Source organism: Paraburkholderia caffeinilytica, from assembly GCF_046030355.1.
GTDB classification, from domain to species: domain Bacteria; phylum Pseudomonadota; class Gammaproteobacteria; order Burkholderiales; family Burkholderiaceae; genus Paraburkholderia; species Paraburkholderia caffeinilytica_B.
In genome coordinates, this window is sequence record NZ_JAQQCQ010000007.1 from 182,308 (window position 1) to 207,156 (window position 24,849).

The window sequence follows — 24,849 nt, forward strand, 5'->3', positions numbered from 1 at the left end:
TCGATGCACCCCCGTGCATCCGGGCAATAGGTGAAACACATGAAAATCCTGATCGCCGGTTTCCAGCATGAAACCAATACCTTCGCGCCGACCAAGGCGTCTTACGAGAGTTTCGTTCAGGGCGAGGGCTTTCCGCCGATGGTCCGCGGCGCCGACGTGCTCGCGCTGCGCGATGTCAACGTGCCGATCGGCGGCTTCATCAAGGTCATGGAAGCGAGTGGCCGTGAACTGGAACCGGTGATCTGGGCGGGCGCGAGCGCGTCGGCGCACGTCACGACCGATGCGTTCGAGCGGATTGGCGGTGAGATCATCGCCGCGGTGCAGAAAGGCGGCTTCGACGCGATCTATCTCGACCTGCATGGCGCGATGGTGACCGAGCAACACGACGACGGCGAAGGCGAGTTACTGGAGCGCGTGCGGCACATCGTGGGCGATCGCATGCCGTTGGTCGTGTCGCTGGATTTGCATGCGAACGTGACGGCGCGCATGTTCGAGCATGCCAGCGCGCTTGTGGCGTACCGAACTTATCCGCACGTCGATATGGCGGAAACGGGCGAACGCGCCGCACGGATTCTGGAGGATCTGATGTGGGAGCAGCGGCCGTTGCATCGCGCGGTGCGTCGCGTTCCTTTCCTCATTCCGGTGAACGGCATGTGTACGCTGGTCGAACCCGCAAACGACATGTACCGCATGCTGGCCGATCTGGAGGCGCGGCCAGTCGTGTCGGTGTCGTTCGCGCCAGGCTTTCCTGCCGCCGACTTCCCCGAATGCGGGCCAACCCTCTGGGCCTATTCGTTCGACGAAGCGGCCGCCGAGCAAGCGGCCGACGCGTTGTTCGCGAAGATCGTCGGCGAGGAAGCGCGCTGGGACGTGCCGTTCCTCTCGCCCGACGAAGCCGCGCGCGAGGCGATCCGCCTGAGTGCGCCCGCATCTCGGCCCGTCATCATTGCCGACACGCAGGACAACCCGGGCGTGGGCGGCGATTCGAACACCATGGGCATGGTGCGGGCGCTACTGCGCAACGGCGCGACCGATGCGGCCGTCGGCGTGATCTGGGACGCTCAGGCCGCGGCCGCCGCGCATCGTGCGGGCGTCGGTGCGCGCATTGCGCTGCGCCTTGGCGGAGGCTCCGGTGTGGAAGGCGATTCGCCGCTGGAGGCCGAGTTCGAGGTCGAGCACTTGTCCGACGGACGTTTCCGTTTCGACGGACCGATGCTGAATGGTATGGAAGGCGAGTTGGGACCAGTCGCCTGTTTGCGGATAGAGGGTGTGCGAATCGCAGTGAGCTCTGTGAAGATGCAGATTTTCGACCGGAATCTGTTCCGCGTGGCAGGGATCGAACCCGAGCGAATGAAAATTCTCGTGAACAAGAGTTCGGTACATTTTCGCGCGGATTTCGAGGCTATAGCAGAGGCGATTCTGGTGGCGAAAGCGCCGGGGCCGATGGCTGCTGATCCGGCTGACCTTCCGTGGGAACATCTCGATCCGCAGATGCGCGTACGGCCGTTAGGGCCGTCGTTCAGCGAGTTTAACGTGGTGCCGGGCTGATTCCTTCCAACGGCGGTTTTTGTATCGCAATGTATCCAGACCGTACCGGGATAAACGCGCTTGCATTACCCGGGATTCGCGAAACATTCCAGATACGTTGGCAGGTTCAAATGTCTAAATGGAAGGCTGATTCGCGACATTGCATGTGATGTTCGCTGAGCACGTCGTCGAAATAGTTCATTTGACGCCCATTCACTTCTGTTGGAACGATATCAATGACCACGCTTCTCAAGAAATTCGCCGGCTCCGCGTTGTTGCTTGGTGGACTGTTCGCCTTGCAGGCGTCGCACGCAGCGACACCTCAGGATCTGAAGGGCAAGAACGTCGTACTGGTACACGGAGCATTCGCTGACGGTTCAAGTTGGGAAAATGTGATCCCGTTGCTCGAAGCGCGTGGAGCACATGTGGTCGCGGTGCAGAATCCGCTGAGTTCGCTGGCTGACGACGTTGCCGCGACGAAACGCGTGATCGATCAGCAGACTGGGCCGGTCATTCTGGTCGGCCATTCCTGGGCAGGCGTGGTAATTAGCGAAGCGGGCAACGACGAGAAGGTGAAGACTCTCGTCTACGTAGCGGCATTCGCGCCGGACAGTGGTCAATCGATCGAAGACATTACGAAAGGCAAGCCGGCGCCGGTATGGGCTGGCGAACTGCAGAAAGACTCGGCGGGCAATCTGACGCTCTCGACGAAAGCAGTGCTCGAAGACTTCGCCCAGGACGTGCCTTTGCAGCAACGCCGTGTGATCGCGGCAACGCAAGGTCCGTGGGCCTCGGCATGTATCGGCCAGAAGGTCACGAAAGCGGCGTGGCACGACAAGCCGTCATACTTCGTGGTCACCGAACAGGACCGCATGATCGATCCGGGCTTGCAACAGGCGATGGCGAAGAATATTGGCGCGCGCGTCACGGTGACTAGTGCTAGCCACGTCGCGATGGTCAGCCAGCCGAAGCTGGTCGCCGACACGATCATCGCCGCCGCAAGGGCGGCACAATAAGCAGCAGAAAGGCCGACGAAATGAAAATGCACGGATGTCCCCCGCGCGGCGAGGCCCGCTATTTTCGAAACAGGATTGCTGTATGAACGTTGCAACCCGGCGGCATACCGTCGCGACTTCGCACGGCTCGCTTGCGGTAGAGGAAAGCGGCGCGGCCGGAACGGCTGTGCTTTTCATTCACGGAAATTCGTCTTGTCGCGCTGTTTTTCGCCATCAGTTGGAAGGACGGCTCGCGGAGAAATATCGGCTGATCGCTTTCGATTTGCCTGGGCATGGCGAGTCGAGCAATGCGCCGGACCCGCTTCTAAGCTACACGCGCGGCAGTTTCGCGGATGTTGCCGTCGAGTTGCTGGGTAAGCTCGACGTCAGCAAGGCCGTGGTATTAGGCTGGTCGTTGGGCGGCCACATCGCCATCGATATGATTTCACGTTTTCCGGGCATGCGTGGCCTGATGATTGTCGGCGCGCCGCCAGTCGGTCACGACAACATGGCGAGAGGCTTCGCCGGTTTGCCGCAGGCAAGCGCCGCGGGTCGAGAGCATCTGTCAGGGGCCGAGATCGACGGGTTCGTCGAGGCGATTTTCGGTGTTTCGGCAGAACCGTTTCTGCGCGATGCCGTTGCCCGCGCGGACGGTCGCTTCCGCAAGCGCCTCTTCGAAGCTGCACGCGCCGGTGGGCAAGCCGACCAGCGCGTCACCGTGAAGGAGAGCGTCATTCCGATCGCGGTGGTGAACGGGGCCGCCGACCGGTTGATCAATCTCGACTATATCGACACGGTTGCCTACGGCAATCTGTGGGAAGGTCACTGTCACCGGCTGATCGGCTTGGGTCACGCGCCATTCTTTGAGGCGCCGGATCTATTCAATCCCCTACTTGAACGTTTTCTGCATGATGTTGAAGCTGCACACACGGGAGAGGCACACCCCGTAAATTGAATCGCCTGCCTGCATCTGTGACTAGGCGATCAACTCATACATCAAACCGACACACTGATTTGCAACCCTGACGCCTTCTGTTTCTGCGCGTCCAGCTGTGCATCCATTTCTTTCTTCAGCATATCCCGGACTTTCGCCATAATTTTTTCGCGTTCTTCCGGCGACATTTTCTTCAGTTCCTCTTCGGTTACTCCCAACTTCGCGAGAATCATTTTTTCAATGCGCTCGCCAGGCGTGCCGTTCACGTAATCGGTGAGTTCGGCCAATAGCGACTGGAACGAGGGCTTATTGCTGCTGCTCGCTCCAATCGACGTCGAACCCGACGTAGCAGAGGTGCCGGCGAAGCTGTTCACTTTTGAAAAATCGATGGTCATTGTCATTCCCTAAGTTGGCTGCTGCTTACGATTGTTAATTATGGATCAGCTGGTCCATAATAGTGCGTGCTTTTTCTGAGGGCAATGTCTGGGACGCTCCATTTGAGGTGCGTGCGAGGCAGACAGCATGGTTTGAAAAACAGGACAGTGCGAACAGTTATAGGGGTACAGTTGATGTTCAATTATCCGAACGATCGTGCAGGTTCTGCGATTTCCATTCCGCATTGACTGGCTAATCCAAATGAACTATGAGTGGATATTATTTTTAGCGCCTGCCTTCGGTGGGAGACCATCGGAGTTCCCGGGCAAAGGACGCGAAAGGCGTATGCAATTTCGTCTCATGGGTGCTGTGCGCACCTTCCCTGATCGCCTTGCGCGTCGCTGCGTCCATACCGACTTCGCATGACCGATCTGTCGACCCGAAGCTTTATCGAACTGAGCAACGGCTCGCCGCGTCTGCAACGCGCCGTTGCCGACGACGCGTCGTCGGTACTTGTCGTTGGCCACGGCAACGGCGCACCGGCGTCGCTGGCGGCGTTGCAGCGTGAATACGCGTTGCGCGCCACCCTGCACGAAGCCTGGTCGGCGGTTCCGCAAGCGCTTGTTCCGCACGGTGACGGGGCGTTGCTCGTGCTCGCCGATCCTGGCGGAGAACCGTTGCGCTGTTGCGACGGCCCGTGCCAGGACGGATCCGCGGCTTTTCTCAAAACGGCCATCGGACTTGCGACGGCGGTTGGCGCAATGCACGCCGCGGGCGTGGTGCACCGCGCGCTGTCGCCTGCGCGCTTCCTGGTGAACGGCGAAGGCCAGGCGTTTCTCACTGGTTTTGGTTTCGCCACCCGTCCTGGCGACGAAGTCGATTCGGCCGATGCAGAGCTCGAATGGAACGACAGCAGCTTCATCTACATGGCGCCGGAACTCGGCGCGCGCATGAACGTTCGGGCCGACGAACGCGCGGATCTCTATTCGCTCGGCTGCATCCTCTATCAATTGCTGACGGGCGTGCCGCCTTTCGAAGCAGCTGACACCGCGGCGCGCGTGCACGCACACGCCACGCACCGGCCGCGTCCGCCCCACGAACTCGCAGCAGACGTACCGCCGCAGATTTCGCGGATCGTGATGAAATTGCTGGAAAAAGCGCCCGAACAACGTTACGCCGACGCCGCCGGGCTGCTCGCGGACCTGCGCAGATGCGAGGACTCGCAGCGGCGTCACGGTGAGATCGTGCTTTTCACCCTGGATACGCATGCGGCGCTGCAACGCCTGCAGCACGCAGACTGCGTGCTCGGCCGCGAGGATGAAATCGAAGCGCTGCTCGCGCAGTACCACGCGGTGATGAATGACCGGCAGGCGCGCGTCGCTTGGGTATCGGGAGGTTCCGGGATCGGCAAGTCGACGCTGCTGGAGGAGGCTGTCGCGCGGATGCAGCGGCTCGACGCTCCGCTGCTCGCTGTCAGCAAGAGCGAGGAAGGGCATCGCGGCAAACCGTACGCGATTCTCGGTCAGGCGCTCGACCAGTTGCTGCGCTTCGTGCTCGGCTGCTCCGACGGCGAGTTCGCGATCTGGCGCGAGCGGATCGCCACGGCTACGGCACCGGTCGGTCGCACTTTGAGCGCATTTTTGCCCGCACTCGGTTCCGTGCTCGGCCCGCAACCCGAAGCGCCCGACTCGCCGGATGCCGCGCCCGCACTCGAGCGGGAGCGCGTGCTTCACGGGATTGCGCGGTTGATTGCGTGCTTCGGCACCAGCGCGCGTCCGCTCGTGCTCGTGCTCGACGATCTGCAATGGGCGGACGCCGGCACTTTACAGGTGCTCGAACGGCTGCTGCATCAACACAAGGATGCAGCGCTGCTGCTGATCGGTGCGTTCCGCGCCAACGAAGTGGCTGCGGACCACCCGTTGCGGGTCGGCAAACTGGCTCAGGTGCCCGGCACGCTGCGTGTGGAATTGGGTCCGCTGAACGAGAGCGCGCTGCGCGAGTTGATTGCGCGCGCGTTGCATCAGGACGCGGAATCACTGCGGCCGCTGGCCGAGATGATCGGCCGCAAGACCGGGCGCAATCCGTTTTTCGCGCATCATCTGCTGCGCCTGCTTGCCGACGACGGTCTGCTCGAATACGACATGGAGTCGTCCGCATGGCGGTGGAGTCTCGAACGGATGGCGGCACAGCGCGGCGTGGAAAACGTGCTCGAGTTGCTGGCGCGCAAGCTCGGGCAATTGCCGGCTACGGCGCAGTTTATGCTTCGGCTGCTTGCCTGCATCGGACAGCGCGCGTCCACGCTAACGCTGGCTGTGGCCGCAGGGCTGTCCGAAGTCGACGCGGCGCAGCATCTGCAACCCGCGCTTGAAGCCGGCACGGTGTATCGCGAGAATGGCGATTGGGTTTTCTGGCACGACCGGATTCGCGAAGCGACTTACGCATCGATGTCTTTGACGGAGCGCGCCGCGCTGCACTTGCAGATTGCCCGTCGCCAGTTGGCGAATCGTGGCGCGCCAGCCGATGCGTTCGCGCTCGCCGCACAGGTCAACCTCGCGCGGCCAGTGGTTGACGATCCCGCCGAACGGCGCGTTTTCGCGAGGCTCAATCTGGACGCCGGTCGCGAGGCAAAAGCCGCGACGGCGCACGATTCCGCACTGGGCTTCTTCCGTGCGGCGCTAGCGTTTCTTGGCGAACAGAGCGCGAGCGAAGACGGCCTGCTCGCCCGCAAGCTGTGCGGCGAAGCCGAGTTCATGACGGGCGCACTGGAAGCGGCTGAGGCGCGCCTGTCGGCGCTGGAGGTCGAGGCGGGCGACGGGATCTTCGGCGCCGATCTCGCGCGGTTGCGCGCCGCGCTCTACACGACGCTCGGTCGCTACGATCTTGCGCTCGGCGTCGGTCTCGCGTTTCTGCATCGCGCGGGGATCGACGTACCCATGCATCCCGTCAACGCCGACGTGGATAGCGAATATGCGCGTCTGCGCAACTGGCTGGACCGGCACGGTATCGCCGGGCTGCGCGAGTTGCCGATCATTGCGGACCCGCTGCGCCGCGCCATCACCGATATCTTCGCGGACCTCATCCCGCCGGCGCTGTACACGGACCAGAATCTGGTCGATTTCATGTTACTGCGTTCGGTCAACCTCGCGATCGAACATGGTCATTCGGACGCGTCCGCGAACGTCTACACGTGCATGAACCAGATTTTCGGCGTCCGTTACGGCGACTACAGTTACTCGCTGGCATTCGGCCAACTCGCGCTGCATCTGGTCGAAGAACGCGGGTTGGTGCGGCATCGAGCGCGTGTCTACATGGTGTTCGGCACCTTCGTCGTTCCGTGGACCTTGCCGGCGCGAAGCGCGCGCGACTATGTGCGCCGCGCCTACAACGTCGCGCTCGAAAGCGGCGACCATACCTTCGCGCTGTATTGCGGGCGCAACGAAGCCACCGGCATGCTGTTTGCCGGCGAGTTGCTGGCTGACGTGCGCGAGACGGTCGCGCGCGGACTGGCAAGCGCGCGCGATGCCAACTTCCAGTTGGTGATCGACGCGCTGTTGTCACAGTGGGCGCTGTTGATGCGCTTGCAGGAAGGCGAGCCCGACGGGCGCGTCGAGATGCCGCCGGTCCCGGTGGAGGGCAGGCCGCCCACGCTGGTGGACTTTTCCTATTGGGTGTACCGCTTGCAGCGCGCGCTGCTATTCGGTGACCTCGCGGATGCGCTCGAATCGCGGCAACGCGCCGAAGCGTGCGCGAACGCGTCGCGCTCTTTCGCGGAGAGCGGCGAATTGCCTTTTTATGGCGCGCTTGCGCTGCTCGCGTTGCCGCAGCGCGATCCGGCGCAAGAGGCGGCCTTGCAGCGCCACGCCGGGCAACTCACGATCTGGGCGCGAGCTTGCCCGGAGAATTTTGTCGGACGATGCGAGTTGGTGCGCGCCGAAGTCGCGCGCGTCGAAGGCCGCGCGCTTGACGCCTTCGAAGCCTACGCGAAGGCCGTCGCGCACGCGCGTCGCCATGGTTTCACGCAGATCGAAGCGCTTGCGGCTGAGCTAGCCGCGGGATTCCACGCGGCGCGCGACGAAGAAGTGGTCGCGCAGGCGTATTTGCGCCACGCGTGCGGGGCGTGGCAACGCTGGGGCGCGATGGCGAAGGCGCGGCAGTTGCAGAGCGACTACCCCGGACTTTTCGATGCCGACAACGGTAAGCCCGCCGCGAGTCGTCTTCAGGAACTCGATGTGCAGGCCGTGCTGCGCATTTCGAACGCGCTCGCGAGCGATATCGTGCCTGCGCGACTCGTCGAAACGCTGTTGCGCACGGCGCTCGAAAGCGCGGGCGCCGGGCAGGGCGCACTTGTTTTGCTGCGCCGCGGCGTCTGGCAGGTGCCGGCGCGCGCGCAAGTGGTCAATGGTGCGATCGCCGTCACGCAGGAGGCGGTACCGTTTACCTCTGATGTGCTGCCGGTTTCGCTGGTGCAGGCGGTCGCGCGCACGCAGGAAGGCGTGCTGGCCGACGATCCGCACGACTCGCCGGTTTATGCGCAAGACGTCTACATCCGGCGCAAGCGGCCGCGCTCGGTGCTGTGCGTGCCGCTGATGCGATATTCGACGCTCGTGGGCGTGCTTTATCTGGAGAATAATCTGGCAGCGAAGGTATTCACCGCAGCCAAGTCGGCGGTGCTCGAAGTGATCGCGTCGCAGGCGGCCTTCGCCCTGGAAAATGCACGGCTCTACGAAGATCTCGTCGAGCAGAACCAGCAGCGCGCACGAGCCGAAGAGCAATTGCGTTCCGCGCTCACCGATCTCGAGCGCGCGACGCGACTGAAGGCAATGGGCGAACTGGTTGCTTCGATCGTGCATGAAGTCGGGCAGCCGCTCGCGGCCGTCGATACGTCGGCGAGCGCGGCGTTGCGCTGGTTGAGTCGCAGCCCGCCCGAGATCGGCGAGGCGCAAGAGATGCTCGCGCACATCAGCCGTAGCGCGACACGCGCAAAGAGTATCATTCAGGCGTTGCGCGCGAAGGCGCGCAAGGCCGAGCCGCAGTTCACCAGGTTCGATCTCGGCGAAGCGCTGCGCGAAGCGGCGGCTCTCGTGGCTGCGCAACTCGACGCACAGAACGTCGTGCTGGAGTTGCGCGGCCTGAACGAACCCGTGTACGTGAATGGCGACCGCGTCCAGTTGCAACAGGTGGCGATCAATCTGCTGACGAACGGCGCCGAATCGATGGCGGCGCCCGGCACTGAGCGTCTGCTCTCGCTTGCCTGCATGGAGAGTGCGGACGGTATGGTGAAGGTGACGGTCGACGATCTGGGCAGCGGCATCGCGCCCGACATTGCCGAACGGCTGCTCGAACCGCTTTTCACGACCAAAGATAACGGTATGGGCATGGGCCTCGCAATTTCCCATTCGATTGTCGACGCGCATGGTGGCACGCTGACTGTCGCGCCGCGCGAAAAAGTCGGCACACGCGCTGAGTTCGTACTGCCGCGATTCGACCCGGAGGGCACATGAGCGTTCCGCTGGCGTCGTGCTGTTCGCGCGAAGCTTGCGTAGGGCAGCGCCAACGCTTCCAATACGTTTAACAACCGGGCCGCCCCGTGCGGCCCTTTATCGAGAGCCTTGCGAACAACGCGATGTCCGATTCCCGAACCTCCCGTACGACCGCGTCATCCTCGGGCCGCGATTGTCGCGTCGTCTATATCGTCGACGACGACGACCTGGTGCGTGGCGCGTTGACGGGGCTCTTGCGCTCGATCGATCTCGAAGTCCACGCGTTCGCCTCAACCGAGGAATTTCTCGCCGCGCCCAAGAGCGCGAATCCGTCGTGCCTTGTGCTTGACGTGCGGTTGCGTGGACAAAGCGGCATCGCGTTCCAGAAATCGCTGACGGAGACCGGCCAGCCGCACATGCCCATCATTTTCATGACGGGCCATGGTGATATCGCCATGACCGTGAAGGCGATGAAGGCCGGTGCGATGGATTTTCTCTCCAAACCCTTCCGCGATCAGGACATGATCGACGCGGTGGTCGCTGCGCTCGACTGCGACGCGAAACGGCTTGAAACCGACCGCTCGCTGCACGATTTGCGCGCCTGCTGGGAATCGCTGACGCCGCGTGAACGTGAAGTGCTACAGCATGTGGCCGCGGGGCTAATGAACAAGCAGATTGCGGGCAGCATGGGGATCGCCGAGATCACGGCCAAGATTCATCGCGGGCAGGCGATGCGCAAGATGAATACACGTTCGGTGGCGGACCTGGTGCGCAAGATGGAAGCGCTCGGTATAGGTAAGGTGGGCGGCGCGCGGTGAAAATACCGCCGATGCGCACAAAGCTGTACCTATGCTGGGCGGCCGACGGCACAGTTGTACCCATACCTATATATGATGGCGGTACGTATCCGCGGCGTTATGCTGGACTATCGGGTAACGATGGGATGGGCCCATCCGTTCGCCTGGCCTTAGGCAGGTATCGCTTTGTCGCTTTCATCCACCGAACTCGTCGCCATTGTCGACGATGATCCTTTCGTGCGCGCTGCCGCGAGTAGCCTGGTGCGTTCGTTCGGCTGGGAAGCGCGCGAATTCGCGAGCGCGTCGGCGTTTCTGGCGTCGGACACGCTTTCGCGAACCCGTTGTCTGATCTGCGATATACAGATGGCCGGTATGGACGGCATCGAGTTGCTCGACAAGCTCGATGCCGACGGCATGCACATTCCCACGCTGTTTATTACCGCAATGGCTTCCGCGCGCACGCGCGAACGAGTGCGAGCCAGTTCCGCGCTGTGCCTGATCGAAAAGCCCATCGACGCGCTGGAATTCGAGCTGTTGATACGCCGCGCGCTGGAGCACGACTAAACGAAAAGCGACACCGTTGCATGGCGAGGGCAAACCTTCGTAGGGGGTAGACGACCGCATGTTTGATGGTGCGCCCCCTGTGTAGCATGATCTCATGTCTCCTATGCCGTCCGAGGTGACGGCGCCAGGAGAACGAAGATGACCTTCACCCATCAGATACTGTCGCGTGAATTCTTGCTGAAATCGGTACTGCGAAACTGCACTCGCACAGCAATCCGTTCCTTTTTTCGGTCCGCCGCTGCATCGCGTGCCGACGTGCAGTCGCAACATTGCATGAGCGCGACTGCGCTCTTTGGGCTGTTCGTTGCGATGATCGTGCCGAATGCGCACGCGGCGATGCTCTTCATGCGGCCGTGTCACGCCGACGACACCCTGCTGCTGATCGCGTGCCTGCTAGCGACCGGATTCGCGTTGCTAGCGGCGGCACTATGGGTGCATGGGTATGAGCAACGTTCGAGCATCGCGCGATTGGCCGCCGCGATCGAACAGCGCAGCGATACGGACACGCTGCAGCAAACCTTCGCGGAGTTCGGACCCCCTACGGTCGTGCGCCTCGTGCGCGCGATGAACGGCGCGCAGCGTCGCGATGCCGAGCGCGTCGCCGAATTGCTCGATGTGCTCGCAGCCTACGCACACGACTTGCGGACACCGCTGACGCGCATGGGTCTGCGCTGCGAGCGGCTCGGTGACGGCGAACTGCGCGACGCGATGGAGCGCGATCTCGCCGAGATGGGCGAACTGGTCGAGGCGAGTCTCGCCTGCGCGCGAATGCAATGCTGCGCCGGTGAACCGCTAAGGCGATTCGATGCGGACGGCCTGCTCGGCACACTCATTGATAACTACAAGGATGCGGGCCGCTCGGTCGAGCTTGAGGGCCAGGTGGGTTGCCCGGTTGTGACGTGCCCGCATGCACTGCGCCGTGTGCTCGTCAATCTGATCGACAATGCCTTGCGCTACGGTAGCGACGTACGCCTGTGCGTTCGCGTCGACGCGGGGCGCGTGGTGCTCGCGGTGGTCGACTCGGGGCCAGGTATTGTGCCGGCCGAAATGGAAGCGGTGTTCGCGCCTTGGTATCGTGCACCGCAGACGGCGGCGCGCGCGCCGGGTTCTGGCTTGGGACTCGCGATCGCGCGGCGGCTGACGCTCGCGATGCGCGGCGAACTGCAACTCGAAAATCGCCGCAGCGGTGGGCTCGAAGCGAGAGTGACGCTGCCTCTGGCGGTGGCGTGATTTGCCGGCACCTGCAATCCAACACCATTCTCACTAAACCGCGGAATAGACGGTCTGTTTCAAGTGTTTTGAATACAGCCGCATGCGCCGGACAAACGACGTTCATCCGGGGCGTTGAGAGATCGGTATTGGAGGATGTGAATGAAAGTTGCAGTGATGGGCGCGGGCGCCGTGGGTTGTTTCTATGGCGGAATGCTGGCGCGAGCCGGGCACGAGGTGGTGCTGGTGGGGCGGCCGAATCATGTTCGCGCTATCGAGCGAGGCGGCCTGCGCCTACAGACGCAGTTCTTCGATGAAGCGATTGCCGTATCGGCGAGCACCGAGGCGAGTGGTGCCGCGGGCGCGGAACTGGTGCTTTTTTGCGTGAAGTCGTCCGACACAGAGACCGCCGCGGCCGCGATGAAACCGTATCTTTCCCACGACGCGTTGATCGTCACGTTGCAAAACGGTGTCGACAATGCGGAACGCGTGCGCAGCGTCGTCACGCAGGAAGTTTGCGCGGCGGTGGTCTACGTCGCATGTGAAATGGCCGGGCCGGGACACGTGCGGCATCATGGCCGCGGCGAACTGATCGTCGAACCGGGCGATGCCGCTGAGCGCATGGCACGCGTCGCGAATGCCGCGGGCATCCAGACCGATCTGTCCGCTAACGTGCGCAGTGCGTTGTGGGAGAAGCTCGTTTTGAACTGCGCTTACAACGCCATTTCCGCGCTGGTGCAATTGCCGCTGGGCGAGTTGCGCCGGCTGGGCGGTACGGGCGTGGAGACGGCGATGCACGATATCGTCGCCGAATGCATTGCTGTTGCGCGTGCGGACGGCGTCGACATGCCGGACGATGTGGACGCGACCGTGCAAAGTATCTTGAGCACCATTCCGGCAGGACAGTATTCGTCGACGGCGCAAGACCTTGCGCGCAACCGCCGCAGCGAAATCGGGCATCTGAACGGCCATATCGTACGTCGCGGAGACGCGCTGGGCATTCCGACGCCGGTAAATCACCTGCTGCTGATGTTGATTCAGGTTCTGGACAATCGTCAGATCGTGGGCACGTAATTCGCCGGACGGCGCTCGCATGCGTTTCCGCGAGTGCGTTACGAGCTTAGCTTCAACGCGGCCTGGATTGCTTCCTTTGAGTTCTTCGCCGCATCGGCTGACCAGGGTTGGGGCAGCCAGACAAAGGACCAACCCTTCCTTAACTGACCTATCTTGCCCGACATGACTTCGACAAACGTGCCCGTGCCTGTCATTGAACTTTCTCCGCCCGCCTATACGTTTCTGGGAGTACGTATGCGCGTGCTGCTCTCGTCGGTGCAAACCGGCGGCCAATTCTCCATGATCGAAGGCATCATGCCGCCCAATGGCGACGGCGGCCTGCATGTTCATCACCGCGAAGACGAATCCATGTTCATCGTCGAAGGTGAGCTGGAAGTCACGATCGGCGATACGGTAAGGACATTGCGGGCAGGTTCGTCATATTTTGCCCCGCGCGGCGTGCCGCAACGATTGCGCAATCGCGGCACCGTGCCAATGCGTGGCATCGTGGTCACGACGCCAGGTGGATTCGACGAGTTCATCACAACAGCAGGAATGCCGCTCGACAAAGCCGCGGCGGCGCTCGAAACACAGCCGAGCGCGCCGCCTCCTTCGGCGGAACAGATGGCCAACCTGTTGCGACTCGCTGAAACGTACGGCATCACGATTCTGATTCCGCCTGGCGCGTGACGGCAATCGCGACGCAGTCCAGTCTCGCTGCGGGAGGGGATGGAATAAAAATCGCGTCTAGATGTTGTATTCGATACCTGCATGCGCCTTGGTGCACCGCTTGACGCATCGTCGATCAATTCCGTCTACGGGCCGGGTGAACATGCAGTCCGATCAATTTCATCAACCGGTCGTGTGCATGATTCTGGAAAAACTGCGCGCCGTTCGCGGCAAAGCCTCGTCTCCCGCCCAGGAAGGTATTTCGCGCCATGTCGCATTGGTGAGCAAAAGCGGTGAGACATGGACCCTCGAACGGCTGCTCGATGGCGCGGCACGTGTTGCGGCCGGCCTCGCCAACGCGGGTGTGGTGCCCGGCGATCGCGTCGCGCTTCACCTTGGCAACAGTCCGGAGTTTGCCATCGCGTATATCGCGTGCTTCCAGCTCGGGGCCATCGCAGCGCCTTTGAACCTGCGCTTCAAGCAGCCGGAACTCGAAGACATCATGGCGCGCCTCGCGCCGCGCGCATATATCGGCGATGCGGGCAGAGTGGGGCCAATGGCCACCGCGCTGAACAATAGCGTCGACGCGCAACGCCGTTTTGTGCTCGGCGAGCAATCCGCCGTGTGTGCGATGACGTGGGAATCGCTCATCGAAACGGTGCCGTACGCCGCATCGGAGGCTGCATCCACAGCGCTGTCGTTCGCCGTTGATCCAGTCGCGCCGGCCGTGTTGCTGTCCAGTTCCGGAACGACCGGTATGCCCAAGCTGATCGCGCACAGCCAGGCGAGTTTGGTAGAAATCGCGGCCCGGCTTGCGTCGAACGTCATCGCGGACGCGCGCACCTTCGCGTTTTTCGCACCGATGGTCCATGCTTCGGGACTGTTTTATTTCCTCGCCGCGTGTCTGTCAGGCGCGCGCATCGTCATGCTTGACGCGGCCGATCCCGACGGCATTCTGGACGGCATCGAAGCGCACCGCTGCGACAGCTTCACGGCATCTCGCACCGTCGTCACGCAATTGCTCGCCCGGCAGGCAGAGCGGCCGCGTGACGTGCGTTCGCTGAGCCGTTGCGTCACCTCCGGCGACCTTTGTCCCGCTAGTACGCGCGAAGCTTTTCAGGCGGCAATGGGAGCGCCGCTGCACACCATGTGGGGCTCGACCGAAGGTGCGGGATCGCTCGGCTGCTCGGACTCCATGAGGTCGGAGTACTGTCCAACCGCGGGCATCGAAACCAGACTGCTCGACGCGCACGGCGCTGACGTGGCGGCCGGCGGAACAGGCGAACTGACGCTCCGCGGCCCCAATATCGCGCTGGGCTACTGGACGCGCGAAACGGGTGTCGCTTCTTTCCCGGATGGCTGGTACATGACGGGCGATTCGATGTGTGACGTCGGCAACGGGCACTACACGTTCGTGTCGCGTATCAAGGATTTGATCGTGCGGGCGAGCTCGAACATCTCACCGCTGGAAGTGGAGCAGGTGCTTCTGCGGCATCCGGATGTGAAAGACGCGGGCGTGGTCGGCGTGCCGGATCATGAACTGGGTCAGCGCGTGGTGGCGTTCGTGCATCTGGCTGCGGGCGCTAGCGCCGACCGGCTTACGCACGTGATGCAATTCGCGTCCTCGCAGTTGGCTGACTACAAGGTGCCTGAGAAGCTAATCCCGCTTGCCGAATTGCCGCGCAGTCCAATGGGCAAGATGGACCGGGCGGCGCTGCTGAGAATGGTTTGAACGGTAAATCGCGCTGCGGATTCGTCCTTAGATAAAACTCAACCCGCCGTTGACCGCGATGGTTTGCCCGGTCACGAAGCCGTTGTTCACGAGCATCACGACGACGTCCGCGACTTCGCATGGGTCGCCGAGGCGGCCCATCGGCAAGCGCGCCACGCCGTTGCCTGCCTTGAGAGGAGCGGTCATATCGGTGTCGATCGCGGCCGGCGAGACTGCGTTGACGGTGACGCCTTCACCGGCCACCCGGCTCGCATAAGCGCGCGTCAAGCCTTCGAGTCCGGCCTTCGACGCGCTGTAGTGAACACCGACCATGCCCGGACCCCGTGCAGCCGCGGACGACACACTGATCACGCGTCCCCAGCCGCGCGCCCGCATGCCCGGCAGCACGGCCTGAGTGCAGAGAAACGCCGATTTCAGGTTGACCGCGAGCGATTCATCGAATTGCGCCTCGGTGAGATTGCCCACATCGATCACCGGACCGATGCCCGCGTTATTGACAAGAATGTCGATCTCGCCAAGCTTCGCGCGCGTATGCGCGACGATAGCCGCGACGTTTTCGCCGCGCGACACGTCGCCCTTTACCGAAATGGCTTTGCCACCGAGTTTTTCTATTTCGGCCACGGCGGCTTCGGCATCCTGGACGCGCTCACGATAATTGATCGAGACGGCGATGCCGGCCGTCGCCAATGCGCTCGAAATCGCGCGCCCGATGCCGCGCGAGCCGCCGGTGACCAGCGCGACTTTTCCGTTCAGTGATCCGACGTTCAGTGTAACCATCAAAACTCCATTCGATAAAATGCGGTTCCGTGAATCGGCCGCGCATCCAGATGGTATTGAGCGAGCCGAGTTAAACGCGTTAGACATCAGCGCATGGCAAGCATAGTGGGCCGCGTTCGGCGCGAGGGTGCGGAAGTTCTAAAAGAACAGGGACCGACTTGATCGAGTGGCATGCGATGGGAAAACCTTCGGATAACGAAAGTCCGCTTCGCGTATGCAAGGCATCGCGCGGGGACTTTAACGATACTAAGGACTTTCCATTCACCGACAAGGGTCACCATCATGCTGCGCACCAGTGTCTGTGGTCTGGCTACGTGAGCGGATGCTGCGCGCAGCGATGAGTCTACGCTCGTTGCAGGATCCTGCGCATCGATACCATTGTGACTTCGGAGACGATAGAAAGCCGCGGTTCATGCCAATCGGCAATCGCGGCAAGGTATTGTCGCGTTGCCGACATGTTGCCAGAAATGCAGTGACATTTGCAGGAATGAAGCGAACCGACTGCAAATCGGACTTCGTGATTCGCTGGACAGTTCACTCATTTGTATCCCCATGTATCTGCATAACCGGTACGTACAGAAATACACAAATCGGTAGGCAATCGACAAATCCCGGATACACAAGCTGGGCACAGTACTCCCAAGCGAGCACAAGAGGCGAGGTGGTTCGCGACTGTCACCCGTACATCGAATTCATAGGAGAGCATCCATGTTTGCAGCAGCCCGCCCGACCGCGCCTTTCCGTACCAACGCCAGCAAGGGATTAACGACGGCGATCGGATTGGTCCTGCTCGTCTCCGCAAGCTATCTGCGCCCCGCATACTCCGCCGACAGTACGTCGATTGCTCCGGCGGCGAATACGATTGGCGATGACAGCATTCGGCCGTTTCGCGTTCAGATTCCGCAAGTACAACTCGACGACCTGCGCAGGCGCATCGCGGAGACGCGGTGGCCGGACAAGGAAACCGTTAAGGACGATTCGCAGGGCATCCAGTTGGCGAAAGTTCAGGATCTCGTACGCTACTGGGGAACCGATTACGATTGGCGCAAAGCTGAGGCTCAACTCAATGCGCTGCCGGAGTTCGTGACCAACATCGACGGGGTCGACATCCAGTTCATCCATGTCCGTTCGCGCTACCCCAATGCATTGCCTATCATCCTGACTCATGGCTGGCCGGGTTCGACGTTCGAGTTCATCAAGGCGATCGGCCCGTTGACCGATCCCGTGGCTTATGGAGGACGCCCGGAGGACGCCTTTGATGTCGTGATTCCGTCGATTCCAGGCTATGGCTTTTCCGGCAAACCCAAGGATTTGGGCTGGGGTCCCGACCGCACCGCACGGGCATGGGACGTGTTGATGAAACGCCTCGGATACACGCAGTACGTCTCGCAAGGAGGCGACCATGGCTCCGTCATTTCCGACGCGCTCGCTCGTCAGGCGCCCCCTGGTCTGCTTGCGATTCACCTCAATATGCCGGCTACCGTTCCGGGCAATCTCGTGACGGCTATCAATAGCGGCGCCCCTGCTCCTGCTGGATTGGCAGGGTCCGAGCGGGCAGCATTCGATTCGCTGAGCACGTTCTTTGGCAGAAACGCGGCATACGGTGCACTTATGGTCACGCGCCCGGAGACGATCGGATACTCCCTCGCGGATTCGCCTTCGGGTCTTGCGGCCTGGATGTATGAGAAGTTTGCGCAATGGAGCGATAGCGGTGGTGTGCCCGAGCGTGTCCTAAGCAAGGATGAGATGCTAAACGACATCACCCTGTATTGGTTGACCAACACAGGCGCATCGTCGTCAAGGTTCTACTGGGAAAATAACAACAACAACTTCAGCTCTGTCGCGCAGAAAACCCGGGACATCAAGGTACCGGTGGCGATCAGCGTGTTTCCGCATGAGATCTATCGTGCACCGAAGACCTGGAGTGAGCAGGCGTATCCCTCACTGTATTACTACCACGAGGCTTCCAAAGGCGGTCACTTTGCGGCCTGGGAGCAGCCACAAATCTTTGCGGAGGAATTGCGCGTGGCATTCAAGCCGGTGCGTCAATCGGCTGCGAAAGCCGAGTAGCAAGGACAGGTTGCGCGCACGTTCCCGGCGCCGCATCATGCCGCCTGCGACCGGCGCGGGTGTTGGCAGATCACGTATCTATCTTTCAGAACATGGCCAATCAAAACCGCGTTCTGATGCCGGCCCCCGCGTTGTAACCGGACGAGAGTCGCGTTGCCGAATCGTTCAAATAGGCAACGTACATATCGGTCCGTTTGGACAATGGGTAGTCGTACCCGACTGCCCAGGTTTTCCGGAACGGATCGCCTCTACCTTTGCTTTTCGTGTACATATAGGATGCAAGTACTGCGCCCACTCCGACCGGAATCTGAACGCCCAGTTCGCCACTATTCGAGTTCTGGTCGCCACTGCTGATCGAATCTTCGATCCTCTGTACCAGGGCCGACAGTTTGAATAGACCGAAGTTGTAGCTTGCGGCCGCAAGATAAGCTGTTTGCTGGCTGAATCCAGCGATGCTGGCAGCGAGATCGCCGGGCGCGATGGAATACCTGGCGCGTTGAAATGAAAAGGCGGCGGAAAATGAGCCGTTCGTATATTTTAGATCGCCGGCGATCTGATTCGTGCCGACCTGACCCGGCTGGTTGCCCGAGGCGTAGACGCCTGTGAGCGTCACGCCCGCCAAAGCGGGAGATACGTACATGATCGAGTTGTTCCAGTTGGTGTCGCCGATCAGCCCTTGTCCCGTAAGGCCCTTGTACATCTGCACCAGTACCGGCGAAAAGCCGAAGCTATTGCCAAAGGGATTCATGCTCAACGCCGTGACGTAGTACGGCAGCGTGTTGCGACCGAGGAGCAGGGAGCCGACGGGACCTTTGATGCCGACATAGGCATTTCTGCCAAAAAAAGTATCGCTTGCCGTGCGTCCCGCTGCACCGTTGACGGTACGAAAGAACGCCTCCAGAGCGAAAACCGCCGAATATCCGTGGCCCACATCTTCCTGGCCGCCAATGCCCCAGAAACTCGTGGACATTCCGCCGGAATTCTCCGCCCATGCGGTCTTTGCGCCGAGGTTTCGCTGTGCGCCCGCATAAACATCGACAAGACCGTAAAGTTGTACCGAGTTCTGCGCGTGTGCCAACGAACCGCAGAAGCCGATTCCCGCAAGCAGGAGGGACTTTCCCATTGCATTTTTCATTGCCAAGACTCTCCAATACGGGATGAAGTCCGGATAGATCGCGATGTTTATGATTCGTTATGCCGAGTTTTAACCGGTCGCATACGGATTGCCGTGATCAGGCTTCTGCGATCTGCCGCGAAAACGAGGCTAGAGGCACATCGAAAACATCGTAGGCAAACACCCATGCCGGATCTTCATTGGAACGAAGCCAGGTGTTGTTATGGGAAACGAGCTGAACTTTTGACGCCCGCTCGGCGCGGTTAGCCTCGTATAGTGCGAACGCACCCGTATAGTCGGCACTGCCCATTTCAATCAGGCAGCGCGTTAGCATCGCGGCGTCTTCGATCGCCATCGCGGCACCTTGCGCCATATGCGGCTTCATCGGGTGGCAAGCGTCTCCGAGCAGGACTATCCGGCCGCGGCCCCAAAGCGGCAACGGATCGCGTTCGAATAGCGGCCATTTGGTCACGGAGGGCGTCACGTCGATCAGGCTCTGCACATCGGGATGGAAATCCGTGAACGCTTCGCGCATCTCGTCGCGACTGCTCTCCATCATGGAAACGCCCTCCGGCCACTCCGCCTGTGGGACGCCAGTCACGTAGTAGTATTCGTCGCGCTCCTTCGTGACGTAATAGGCCATCATGTGACGATCTTCCGACCACCATTTCGCGCACATGTCGTACGGATTGTCGCCCAGTAACGAGGCCGGAAATACGGCGCGATGTGCGACGTAGCCCGTATAGCGCGGTGGCTCCGCGCCAAGCAGATGCTCCCGCACTTTCGAATTGACACCGTCCGCGCCCACGACGATATCCGCGGTTTCGATGGTTCCATCAGTGAAGATGAGCCGCACTTCGCTGCCGTTGTTCTCCAATCTCTTCAAACATTTGCCGAAATCGATCGTGCCCGGCTGGACGGCGCTCGCCATCAACGCGTGAAAGTCGCCGCGGTGCACGGTTACATAGCGGGCGCCGTACGTTTTCAACGCGTAGTCACCAAGTGGAATCTGCGCGATGGTGTCGGCGGTTTTGCCGTCGCGGCTGAACCAGAAGTCAGGGTGCGAGCCCATGGCGTCGACCGTTTCTTCGCAACCGAGTCGGCGCATGACCTTCATGACGTTCGGGCCGAGATGAATGCCGGCGCCAAGACGCGAGAACACTTTGGCCTGTTCGTAAAGTCTGACGTCGAAGCCATTGCGTTGCAGTAGCGCGGCAGCTACGGTGCCGCCCAGACCCGCGCCGATCACGGCAATGCGCGCTTTACCCATGAAAGTTCTCCTGTCAATACCTCTCGCCGGACAAGTGCGGAAGGTAACTGGTTGAAATTCATTTTTATATAGCGTACACACTAGAAAATTGAGAATCAAGAAAAACTTTTTGGCAGACGTTGATCGGAAGAATCATGTGAATACAGGAGATTTCGTCTAATTATCAGAGGTTTGTTCTGAGGGTGGGTTTTTGTCACGTTGCATTTTTATAGTGTACACACTAGACATTTGTGTAATGTCATCACCCATTTCGCTAACGGCGAGTCGAGCGTCCAATTACTGGAGAGCATCGCAATGAGCAAGACATATCGCATCGGCCTGATCGTGCCGAGTTCAAACACCACGATGGAAACAGAAATCCCCGCCATGTTGAGGCTGCGTGAAGCTATCCGGCCGGAACGCTTTACGTTTCACTCCAGCCGGATGCGAATGAAGAAAGTCGTCAAGGAAGAACTGGCTGCAATGGATGCTGAGTCCGATCGCTGCGCGCACGAGTTGTCCGACGCGCGCGTGGATGTGCTCGGCTACGCGTGCCTTGTCGCGATCATGGCGATAGGGCGCGGTTACCACCGGGTGTCGCAGGCGCGATTGACCCGCCACACCGGGCGGAACGGTGCACAGGCTCCCGTGCTGACCAGCGCGGGAGCGTTAATCGACGCATTACGTGTCATCGGCGCAAAGCGGATCGTGGTAGTTGCGCCCTATATGAAGCCGTTGACAGAACTGGTAGTGGACTACATCCGCAACGAAGGTTTCGATGTGATCGATTACCGCGCCCTCGACATTCCCGACAACCTCGACGTAGGGCGCCACGATTCGGCGCGTTTGCCCGGCATCGTCAACACGATGCCGTATCAGGACGCGGATGCGATCGTGCTGTCCGCATGCGTGCAGATGCCGTCACTGCCGGCGGTCGCGAAAGTCGAGGCGATGACGGGCAAGCCGGTCATCACCGCGGCGATCGCAACGACGTACGCAATGCTGCGCGAACTGGACCTCGAACCGGTTGTGCCGGGCGCCGGCGCTCTTCTGTCGGGTGCGTACTGATCGACCCATCGAATCGACTGTCACCATGACCACTTTTCTTTACGGCGCTAACGTGGCCGCTAACGGAATCCGTCAGCACTATTTGCGCTACGGCGGGGCCGACGGTGTGCACGCAAAGCGTCCCGCCATCATGCTGATACCAGGCATTACGAGCCCCGCCGCGACATGGGGCTTCGTCGGCGACGTGTTGGGACGCACGCACGATACCTATGTGATCGACGTGCGTGGCCGCGGCCTCTCGTCGGCGTCGGATACGCTCGACTATAGTCTCGACGCGCAAGCCGCCGATGTCGTCGCTTTAGTCGCAGCACTCGGGCTGCGCGCATTCAGTCTGATCGGCCATTCGATGGGCGCGCGGATCGCGGCGCGGGCCGCCGGACATACGCCCCACGGCCTCGAATCCGTCGTGCTGATCGATCCGCCGGTTTCCGGTCCGGGTCGCCGGCCTTATCCGGGCAAGCTGCCCTGGTATGTCGATTCGATGGCGCTCGCTCGCGCCGGCACCGACGCCGAAGGCATGCGCGCCTTCTGTCCAACCTGGATGGAGAGCCAACGGCAGCTCCGCGCCGAATGGCTGCACACGTGCGACGAGCGCGCGATTCTGACGTCATATGAAGGTTTTCATACCGACGACTTTCACGCCGACGCGGCACGCATCGCTGTTCCCTCGCTGCTCATCACAGCACAGAACGGCGACGTGGTGCGTGACGAAGACGTTGCCGAGTTGCAACGCATGATTCCGGCCATGCTGCATACACGCGTGCCCGGTGCCGGTCACATGATTCCGTGGGACAACGCCACCGGTTTCTATGCCGCGTTCGGCGATTTCCTCGGCGTATCGCTTCAGCCCTGAGCACGAGGAGAAACCAACGATGTCAGTTAGCGACTATCAATTGATCGAGGCGTGGAAAGAGGTCCTCACGCTGTCGCGCCTCGAGGCCGGCCAGACCGTCACGATCCTGACGGGGCCGACCACGCATCCGCAGACCTTGGCATGCGCGCTGATCGCCACTCAGGCGATGGGTGCGGTTGTCAACCGGCTCGACCTGCCGCCAGTCAACGGCGAGAAAGCATTCAGCCGCGATCCGCTCGCCTATCTGGGCACGACGCCACTCACCGGCAACTTGCCCGCCATCGCCGCCTTGAAGGCCAGTCACCTCGTGCTCGACCTGATGACATTGCTGTTCTCACCCGAACAGCACGAAATACTGAAGGGCGGTACGAAGATCCTGCTCGCAGTCGAACCGCCCGAAGTACTGATGCGCATGGTGCCGAGCCTCGCCGACCGCGCGCGCGTGCTGGCCGCTGCGCAACAGATCTCCGTTGCGCGCGAGATGCGCGTGACCTCGAGCGCCGGCACGTCTCTGGCTTGTCCGCTCGGTGAATTCGGCCCGACCGCCGAATACGGATTCGTCGACGAACCCGGCCGCTGGGATCACTGGCCAAGCGGCTTCGCACTAACCTATCCGAATGATTGCGCGGCGCACGGCACGATCGTGATCGACCGCGGCGATATCCTGCTGCCACAGAAGCACTACGTGAGCGAGCCCATCGTGCTGACCATCGAGGATGGCTATGCGACCAGAATTGAAGGCGGCGTGGACGCGTCTTTGCTAGGCGATTACATGCAGACGTTCATGGACCGCGAAGGGTATGCGGTCTCGCATATCGGCTGGGGACTTCAGCCACGCGCGCGCTGGTCGACGCTGGGTCTCTACGACCGCGAAGCAACCATCGGCATGGACGCGCGCGCCTTCGAGGGCAATTTTCTGTTTTCGCTCGGGCCGAACAACGAAGGCGGGGGGCGACGCACGACCGCCTGCCATATCGATGTTCCGCTACGCCACTGCACCGTCATGCTCGACGACGAAATAGTCGTGCGCAATGGACGTGTGACCGATACCGCTGTAACGACCTCTTGAGCGTCCTGGCCATGAATGCTCCCGAACACCACGCCGATGTCCAGGTCTACCGACAGCAAGGCTTCGGCACGCCGCTTCCGCCGCACGGCAATATTGGCCTGTTGATCATCGACTTCGTGGTGGGCTTTGCCGACCCCGATACGTTCGGTGGAGGCAACATAGCCGCTGCGATCGAGCGCACAGTGGCAGCGCTCGAGCATGCGCGAGCCGCCGGGTGGCCGGTTGCTCACAGCCGCATCGTCTACGCGGAGGACGGCAGCGACGACAATGTCTTTTCGCTCAAGGTGCCCGGCATGGCGAGCCTGACGGAAAATCATCCGAACAGCGCCATCGTTCAGGAACTTTCGCCGGTGAAAGGCGAACTCGTCGTCAAAAAAACCGTGCCGTCGGCCTTTTTTTGCACGCAGCTTGCGCCGTGGCTCACGCAGCGCGACGTGCAAACGCTGCTGGTAGCCGGCGCGGTGACGAGCGGCTGCGTACGCGCGAGCGTCGTCGATGCGATGTCATACGGCTTTCGTCCGCTTGTGCTTTCCGACTGCGTCGGCGATCGCGCGTTAGGTCCGCATGAGGCCAATCTTTTCGACATGCAGCAGAAATACGCTGCCGTGATGCCGCTGGCGGACGCGCTCGTCGCTATCCAGCAGCGGGATCGCTGACGGCGGAAAGCCGCACACGGAAGTGGAATTTAAGAGTGTACACTTGTTTTATTTTAGCGGCGCGCCGATCCGGCCATTTACGTTCATGACATCTCCCAATGAAAACTATGACTTTCACGATCAAATCGGTCATTTGCTGCGGCGCGCTTATCAGCGCCACGTCGCGATTTTTCAGGAGGCGATCCCTGACTCCGATCTCACCGCTGCGCAGTTCGTCGCGCTGTGCGCTGTCAAGGATCAGCAGCCCTGCTCGCTAAACGACATCGTCAAGGCGACCGCGATCGACCAGGCCACAATACGCGGCGTGATCGAGCGGCTCAAGGCGCGCGCGTTGATCGAGGTTGGCCCGGATGCCGACGACAGGCGCAAGGTAATCGTGCGGCCGACAGCGGCCGGCGTCGCGCTGATCGAACACACCGTGCCGTTCGCCAGGGAGGTCACGGAGCGGACCTACGGCGCGTTGAATGCAGGCGAGCGGGTGGCGCTGCAGTTTCTGCTGCGTAAGATGATCCAGGTGGACGGGGAGTAGGTTGCCGGGCAGCTATGGAGCGTGGTGTACCCCCACCGCGACCGCTGACAAAAATTCCGCTAGGGTTGTCCGTATTGCAATCGGGGTGCCTTGCTCGCGAAAAGCCATGGCTGGCGGTTACGAATCGTC

At 61.3% G+C, this 24,849-nt stretch carries 20 protein-coding genes; 16 read left to right on the forward strand and 4 right to left on the reverse strand.

The annotated features are described in order from the left end of the window. The first annotated feature begins 39 nt into the window (after positions 1 to 39). The 3 genes from PQQ95_RS13675 (at position 40) to PQQ95_RS13685 (ending at position 3,477) form a co-directional block, all read left to right on the forward strand. Positions 40 to 1,548 carry a M81 family metallopeptidase gene (locus tag PQQ95_RS13675; protein ID WP_408437908.1) on the forward strand — a complete coding sequence of 503 codons (1,509 nt, stop codon included), beginning with the start codon at positions 40 to 42 and terminating at the stop codon, positions 1,546 to 1,548. A gap of 215 nt (positions 1,549 to 1,763) precedes the next feature. After that, on the forward strand, positions 1,764 to 2,543 hold the full coding sequence (locus PQQ95_RS13680) for an alpha/beta fold hydrolase (RefSeq protein WP_408437909.1): 780 nt from the start codon (positions 1,764 to 1,766) through the stop codon (positions 2,541 to 2,543). An 82-nt stretch (positions 2,544 to 2,625) separates the two neighbouring features. Continuing rightward, the gene (locus tag PQQ95_RS13685) at positions 2,626 to 3,477 is read left to right on the forward strand and encodes an alpha/beta fold hydrolase (protein ID WP_408437910.1); all 852 of its coding nucleotides are present in this window, start codon (positions 2,626 to 2,628) and stop codon (positions 3,475 to 3,477) included. A 41-nt stretch (positions 3,478 to 3,518) separates the two neighbouring features. On the opposite strand, the gene PQQ95_RS13690 is transcribed toward PQQ95_RS13685, so the two are convergent. Beyond that, positions 3,519 to 3,851, reverse strand: a complete 333-nt coding sequence (locus PQQ95_RS13690; RefSeq protein WP_408437911.1) for a hypothetical protein — start codon at positions 3,849 to 3,851, stop codon at positions 3,519 to 3,521. Positions 3,852 to 4,253: 402 nt separating this feature from the next. Here PQQ95_RS13690 and PQQ95_RS13695 point away from each other — a divergent pair, with 402 nt between their 5' ends. From PQQ95_RS13695 to PQQ95_RS13725, 7 genes are all read left to right on the forward strand, one after another. After that, entirely contained in the window at positions 4,254 to 9,332 is a 5,079-nt protein-coding gene (locus PQQ95_RS13695) for a trifunctional serine/threonine-protein kinase/ATP-binding protein/sensor histidine kinase (RefSeq protein ID WP_408437912.1), read from the forward strand. A 122-nt stretch (positions 9,333 to 9,454) separates the two neighbouring features. Continuing rightward, the gene (locus PQQ95_RS13700) at positions 9,455 to 10,129 is read left to right on the forward strand and encodes a response regulator transcription factor (RefSeq protein ID WP_408437913.1); all 675 of its coding nucleotides are present in this window, start codon (positions 9,455 to 9,457) and stop codon (positions 10,127 to 10,129) included. A gap of 159 nt (positions 10,130 to 10,288) precedes the next feature. Beyond that, complete coding sequence (locus PQQ95_RS13705; protein ID WP_408438002.1) at positions 10,289 to 10,672, forward strand: response regulator transcription factor; 384 nt, start codon at positions 10,289 to 10,291, stop codon at positions 10,670 to 10,672. Between the two features lie 273 nt (positions 10,673 to 10,945). Then, positions 10,946 to 11,902 carry a sensor histidine kinase gene (locus tag PQQ95_RS13710; protein ID WP_408437914.1) on the forward strand — a complete coding sequence of 319 codons (957 nt, stop codon included), beginning with the start codon at positions 10,946 to 10,948 and terminating at the stop codon, positions 11,900 to 11,902. A gap of 141 nt (positions 11,903 to 12,043) precedes the next feature. Next, the gene (locus tag PQQ95_RS13715) at positions 12,044 to 12,955 is read left to right on the forward strand and encodes a ketopantoate reductase family protein (protein ID WP_408437915.1); all 912 of its coding nucleotides are present in this window, start codon (positions 12,044 to 12,046) and stop codon (positions 12,953 to 12,955) included. 234 nt (positions 12,956 to 13,189) lie between these two features. Then, positions 13,190 to 13,624 (forward strand): cupin domain-containing protein, encoded by a 435-nt coding sequence (locus PQQ95_RS13720; RefSeq protein ID WP_408437916.1) that lies wholly within the window; start codon positions 13,190 to 13,192, stop codon positions 13,622 to 13,624. A 142-nt stretch (positions 13,625 to 13,766) separates the two neighbouring features. Then, the gene (locus PQQ95_RS13725; protein ID WP_408437917.1) at positions 13,767 to 15,335 is read left to right on the forward strand and encodes a class I adenylate-forming enzyme family protein; all 1,569 of its coding nucleotides are present in this window, start codon (positions 13,767 to 13,769) and stop codon (positions 15,333 to 15,335) included. 27 nt (positions 15,336 to 15,362) lie between these two features. On the opposite strand, the gene PQQ95_RS13730 is transcribed toward PQQ95_RS13725, so the two are convergent. Beyond that, complete coding sequence (locus PQQ95_RS13730) at positions 15,363 to 16,112, reverse strand: SDR family NAD(P)-dependent oxidoreductase (protein ID WP_408437918.1); 750 nt, start codon at positions 16,110 to 16,112, stop codon at positions 15,363 to 15,365. Between the two features lie 708 nt (positions 16,113 to 16,820). Here PQQ95_RS13730 and PQQ95_RS13735 point away from each other — a divergent pair. Continuing rightward, entirely contained in the window at positions 16,821 to 18,182 is a 1,362-nt protein-coding gene (locus PQQ95_RS13735; protein WP_408437919.1) for an epoxide hydrolase family protein, read from the forward strand. A gap of 100 nt (positions 18,183 to 18,282) precedes the next feature. On the opposite strand, the gene PQQ95_RS13740 is transcribed toward PQQ95_RS13735, so the two are convergent. Continuing rightward, positions 18,283 to 19,317 (reverse strand): porin, encoded by a 1,035-nt coding sequence (locus PQQ95_RS13740; protein ID WP_408437920.1) that lies wholly within the window; start codon positions 19,315 to 19,317, stop codon positions 18,283 to 18,285. 97 nt (positions 19,318 to 19,414) lie between these two features. Continuing rightward, positions 19,415 to 20,566 (reverse strand): FAD-dependent monooxygenase, encoded by a 1,152-nt coding sequence (locus PQQ95_RS13745; RefSeq protein ID WP_408437921.1) that lies wholly within the window; start codon positions 20,564 to 20,566, stop codon positions 19,415 to 19,417. Positions 20,567 to 20,860: 294 nt separating this feature from the next. Between PQQ95_RS13745 and PQQ95_RS13750 the strand changes: the two genes are divergently transcribed. The 5 genes from PQQ95_RS13750 (at position 20,861) to PQQ95_RS13770 (ending at position 24,720) form a co-directional block, all read left to right on the forward strand. Continuing rightward, positions 20,861 to 21,613, forward strand: a complete 753-nt coding sequence (locus PQQ95_RS13750) for a maleate cis-trans isomerase family protein (protein ID WP_408437922.1) — start codon at positions 20,861 to 20,863, stop codon at positions 21,611 to 21,613. Positions 21,614 to 21,638: 25 nt separating this feature from the next. Further along, a complete protein-coding gene (locus PQQ95_RS13755) occupies positions 21,639 to 22,466 on the forward strand; it encodes an alpha/beta fold hydrolase (RefSeq protein WP_408437923.1) in 828 nt (275 codons plus the stop codon). Between the two features lie 19 nt (positions 22,467 to 22,485). After that, positions 22,486 to 23,535: a 2,5-dihydroxypyridine 5,6-dioxygenase NicX family protein gene (locus tag PQQ95_RS13760; protein ID WP_408437924.1), complete on the forward strand. Its 1,050-nt coding sequence runs from the start codon at positions 22,486 to 22,488 to the stop codon at positions 23,533 to 23,535. Between the two features lie 11 nt (positions 23,536 to 23,546). Then, on the forward strand, positions 23,547 to 24,191 hold the full coding sequence (locus PQQ95_RS13765) for an isochorismatase family protein (protein ID WP_408437925.1): 645 nt from the start codon (positions 23,547 to 23,549) through the stop codon (positions 24,189 to 24,191). A gap of 85 nt (positions 24,192 to 24,276) precedes the next feature. Next, positions 24,277 to 24,720 carry a MarR family winged helix-turn-helix transcriptional regulator gene (locus PQQ95_RS13770; RefSeq protein ID WP_408437926.1) on the forward strand — a complete coding sequence of 148 codons (444 nt, stop codon included), beginning with the start codon at positions 24,277 to 24,279 and terminating at the stop codon, positions 24,718 to 24,720. Positions 24,721 to 24,849: the final 129 nt, after the last annotated feature.

Coding starts and splice junctions, on each gene's coding strand:
- PQQ95_RS13675 (WP_408437908.1), top strand. CDS start 40: ATGAAAATCCTGATCGCCGGTTTCCAGCATGAAACCAATACCTTCGCG.
- PQQ95_RS13680 (WP_408437909.1), top strand. CDS start 1,764: ATGACCACGCTTCTCAAGAAATTCGCCGGCTCCGCGTTGTTGCTTGGT.
- PQQ95_RS13685 (WP_408437910.1), top strand. CDS start 2,626: ATGAACGTTGCAACCCGGCGGCATACCGTCGCGACTTCGCACGGCTCG.
- PQQ95_RS13690 (WP_408437911.1), bottom strand. CDS start 3,851: ATGACCATCGATTTTTCAAAAGTGAACAGCTTCGCCGGCACCTCTGCT.
- PQQ95_RS13695 (WP_408437912.1), top strand. CDS start 4,254: ATGACCGATCTGTCGACCCGAAGCTTTATCGAACTGAGCAACGGCTCG.
- PQQ95_RS13700 (WP_408437913.1), top strand. CDS start 9,455: ATGTCCGATTCCCGAACCTCCCGTACGACCGCGTCATCCTCGGGCCGC.
- PQQ95_RS13710 (WP_408437914.1), top strand. CDS start 10,946: ATGAGCGCGACTGCGCTCTTTGGGCTGTTCGTTGCGATGATCGTGCCG.
- PQQ95_RS13715 (WP_408437915.1), top strand. CDS start 12,044: ATGAAAGTTGCAGTGATGGGCGCGGGCGCCGTGGGTTGTTTCTATGGC.
- PQQ95_RS13720 (WP_408437916.1), top strand. CDS start 13,190: ATGCGCGTGCTGCTCTCGTCGGTGCAAACCGGCGGCCAATTCTCCATG.
- PQQ95_RS13725 (WP_408437917.1), top strand. CDS start 13,767: ATGCAGTCCGATCAATTTCATCAACCGGTCGTGTGCATGATTCTGGAA.
- PQQ95_RS13730 (WP_408437918.1), bottom strand. CDS start 16,112: ATGGTTACACTGAACGTCGGATCACTGAACGGAAAAGTCGCGCTGGTC.
- PQQ95_RS13735 (WP_408437919.1), top strand. CDS start 16,821: ATGTTTGCAGCAGCCCGCCCGACCGCGCCTTTCCGTACCAACGCCAGC.
- PQQ95_RS13740 (WP_408437920.1), bottom strand. CDS start 19,317: ATGAAAAATGCAATGGGAAAGTCCCTCCTGCTTGCGGGAATCGGCTTC.
- PQQ95_RS13745 (WP_408437921.1), bottom strand. CDS start 20,566: ATGGGTAAAGCGCGCATTGCCGTGATCGGCGCGGGTCTGGGCGGCACC.
- PQQ95_RS13750 (WP_408437922.1), top strand. CDS start 20,861: ATGAGCAAGACATATCGCATCGGCCTGATCGTGCCGAGTTCAAACACC.
- PQQ95_RS13755 (WP_408437923.1), top strand. CDS start 21,639: ATGACCACTTTTCTTTACGGCGCTAACGTGGCCGCTAACGGAATCCGT.
- PQQ95_RS13760 (WP_408437924.1), top strand. CDS start 22,486: ATGTCAGTTAGCGACTATCAATTGATCGAGGCGTGGAAAGAGGTCCTC.
- PQQ95_RS13765 (WP_408437925.1), top strand. CDS start 23,547: ATGAATGCTCCCGAACACCACGCCGATGTCCAGGTCTACCGACAGCAA.
- PQQ95_RS13770 (WP_408437926.1), top strand. CDS start 24,277: ATGACATCTCCCAATGAAAACTATGACTTTCACGATCAAATCGGTCAT.